This is a genomic window from Rhizobium sp. SEMIA 4085 (assembly GCF_013004495.1).
Classification (GTDB): domain Bacteria; phylum Pseudomonadota; class Alphaproteobacteria; order Rhizobiales; family Rhizobiaceae; genus Rhizobium; species Rhizobium gallicum.
Map to the genome: position 1 here is coordinate 1 of NZ_JABEPH010000542.1, position 2,817 is coordinate 2,817.

The window sequence follows — 2,817 nt, forward strand, 5'->3', positions numbered from 1 at the left end:
GGCATGAGGGGGGGGACCTTCCGGCGCACGGCGGGCCGCTGCCGGCTCGCGCCCGCTTGGCCCGCGCGGGCAGCGGCGTGGTCCCGCATTTCGCCAATCTCGACCTCGCGTTTACTGTGCGCGAAAATCTATTGGTGTTCGGGCGCTACTTCGGCATGAGCACACGCGAGGTCGAAGCGGTGATCCCGTCGCTCCTCGAGTTCGCCCGCCTGGAGAGCAAGGCCCATGCGCGCGTCTCTGAACTGTCCGGCGGCATGAAGCGGCGCCTGACGCTGGCGCGTGCGTTGATCAACGATCCGCAGCTGCTTGTAATGGACGAGCCGACCACCGGTCTCGATCCGCACGGGCGCCACCTGATTTGGGAGCGCCTGCGTTCCCTACTGGCGCGCGGCATAACGATTATCTTGACGACCCACTTCATGGAAGAGGCCGAGCGGTTGTGCGATCGGCTGTGCGTGCTCGAAAGAGGTCGCAAGATCGCCGAAGGCCGCCCTCATGCGCTGATCGACGAGCAGATCGGGTGCCAGGTGATCGAGATCTACGGCGGCAATCCGCATGAACTGCGTTCGCTCATCAGCCCCTATGCGCAGCGCATCGAGGTGAGTGGCGAGACACTCTTTTGCTATGCGCCCGATCCGGAACAGGTGCGCCTGCAGCTGCGCGGGCATGCGGGTTTGCGTCTTCTGCAGCGGCCGCCAAATCTCGAGGATGTTTTTTTGCGGCTGACCGGGCGCGAGATGGAGAAATGAACGATGCGTGAACTGTGTGCTGCGGCACTGCCCGCCAACGCTTGGAACTGGATCGCAGTATGGCGCCGCAACTATCTGGCGTGGAAGAAGGTCGCGCTCGCGTCAATTCTCGGCAACCTGGCCGATCCTATGATCTACCTGTTCGGTCTCGGCTTTGGCCTCGGAGTCATCGTAGGTCGCGTTGACGGTACTTCGTATGTGGCGTTTTTGGCAGGCGGCATGGTCGCGACAAGCGCAATGACCTCTGCGACCTTCGAGACGATTTACGCGGCTTTCGCTCGCATGCACGCTCAGCGCACATGGGAAGCAATCCTCTACACACAGCTTACGCTTGGCGACATCGTTCTTGGCGAATTGGCGTGGGCAGCCACAAAGGCCTTTCTCGCCGGTACGGGAATAACAATTGTTGCCGCCGTGCTGGGCTATGCGGCGTGGCCGTCCATCCTCTATGCGCTGCCAGTCATCGCGCTCACCGGGTTAGCCTTCGCGAGCCTGGCAATGGTCATCACCGCGCTTGCTCCCAGTTACGACTACTTCGTGTTTTACCAGACGCTCGTCCTCACACCGATGTTGTTCCTGTGTGGCGCGGTCTTTCCAATCACTCAATTGCCCGACGTTTTTCAGCAGGCAGCACGTTTCTTGCCGCTGGCACATGCAATCGAGCTCATTCGTCCGGCCATGCTTGGCCGTCCGGCCGACAGCATGGGCCTGCATATCGGCGCGCTCTGCATCTACGCGGTATTGCCGTTTTTCCTGTCGGCGGCACTGTTTCGTCGGCGTCTGATGCCTTGACGCCACCCATACAAGAAGGAGATGCGCGATGCAGTCCCGCGAACTGGGCCGCAGCGGCCTGAAAATAAGCATGCTGGGTCTGGGCACCATGAGCTGGGGAGAGCAGAACACGGAAGCTGAGGCGCACGCGCAACTGGACGCAGCCCTGGATGCGGGCATAAATTTTGTCGATACCGCAGAGATGTACCCTGTGCCACCCCGCGTCGAGACACATGGACTGACGGAACGTTATATCGGGAGCTGGATACGCAAGAGTGGTCGCAGGCAAGACGTCGTGCTTGCGACAAAGGCCGCAGGGCCTGCTCGCGCAGGCAAAGCGTACTTACCATACGTGCGCGACGGCCGCGTCAGCTATACGCGCGCCAATCTGTTCGAGGCCGTGGACGCCAGCCTCCAAAGGCTCCAGACGGACTATATCGACCTCTACCAACTGCATTGGCCTGACCGCAGCACCAACGTCTTCCAGTCAATCGACCACCAGTATGAACTCGACGATGACACGGTCCCTATCCTGGAGACGCTGGAGGCTTTGGACGCGCTCGTCAAAAGCGGTCGCGTTCGTCACATCGGGCTCTGCAACGAAACACCTTGGGGCCTTGCCCGGTTCCTGCATTACGCCGACTCATGGGGGTTAGCCCGCGTGATAAGCATGCAGAATCCATACAATCTACTCAACCTGGATTTCGAGAACGGCCTTGCCGAGATGGCGCTGCGTGAACAGGTGGGGCACCTGGCGTATTCACCGCTCGCGATGGGCACGCTGACTGGCAAATACTTGGGGGGTCAGCGACCAACTGGCTCGCGCCTGAACCTGTTCGGACGGTTCTTCCGCTACAGTAGTGAAAGGGCGCAGCACGCGGCACTCGCATATACGACGCTCTTCCGGGAACATGGCATCGATCCGGTGCACGGCGCGTTGTCATTCGTCAGAAGCCGGCCGTTTGTTGCAAGCACCCTGGTAGGCGCCACCTCCGTGCAGCAACTAAAGCACAGCATCGCCAGCGTGGAAGTCAGCCTGTCGCGCGAAGTCCTGGATGGAATCCAATCGATCTATCAGCGTTATGGAACGCCGTCGCCATGAACCGGGTGTCGTCCTCGTCATTCAAAGTGACGCTGCCGGTTTGACTCGTGCCCGTTTTTGCGAACTGCCACGGGAGACACGCGGGTCGTGAACTCGCGCCGCTCTGCGCGGCCCGAGATCTCAGGGCTGACGCGCCACCCCCCCCTTCGCGAACTGTGCTGGGAATACATGCACTGTCCCACCCCGCATCACCCG

General features: G+C 61.1%; 3 protein-coding genes. All 3 read left to right on the plus strand.

Annotation, left to right across the window (positions count from 1 at the left end):
* Positions 1-749, plus strand: a 749-nt coding sequence (gene nodI / locus C9413_RS30620; protein WP_170251365.1) for a nodulation factor ABC transporter ATP-binding protein NodI, incomplete at its 5' end; no start/stop codon positions are given.
* 3 nt (positions 750-752) lie between these two features.
* Complete coding sequence (locus tag C9413_RS30625) at positions 753-1,541, plus strand: ABC transporter permease (RefSeq protein WP_040114226.1); 789 nt, start codon at positions 753-755, stop codon at positions 1,539-1,541.
* Between the two features lie 28 nt (positions 1,542-1,569).
* Positions 1,570-2,622 (plus strand): NADP(H)-dependent aldo-keto reductase, encoded by a 1,053-nt coding sequence (locus C9413_RS30630; RefSeq protein WP_040114227.1) that lies wholly within the window; start codon positions 1,570-1,572, stop codon positions 2,620-2,622.
* Positions 2,623-2,817 lie beyond the last annotated feature (195 nt).

Coding starts and splice junctions, on each gene's coding strand:
- C9413_RS30625 (WP_040114226.1), top strand. CDS start 753: ATGCGTGAACTGTGTGCTGCGGCACTGCCCGCCAACGCTTGGAACTGG.
- C9413_RS30630 (WP_040114227.1), top strand. CDS start 1,570: ATGCAGTCCCGCGAACTGGGCCGCAGCGGCCTGAAAATAAGCATGCTG.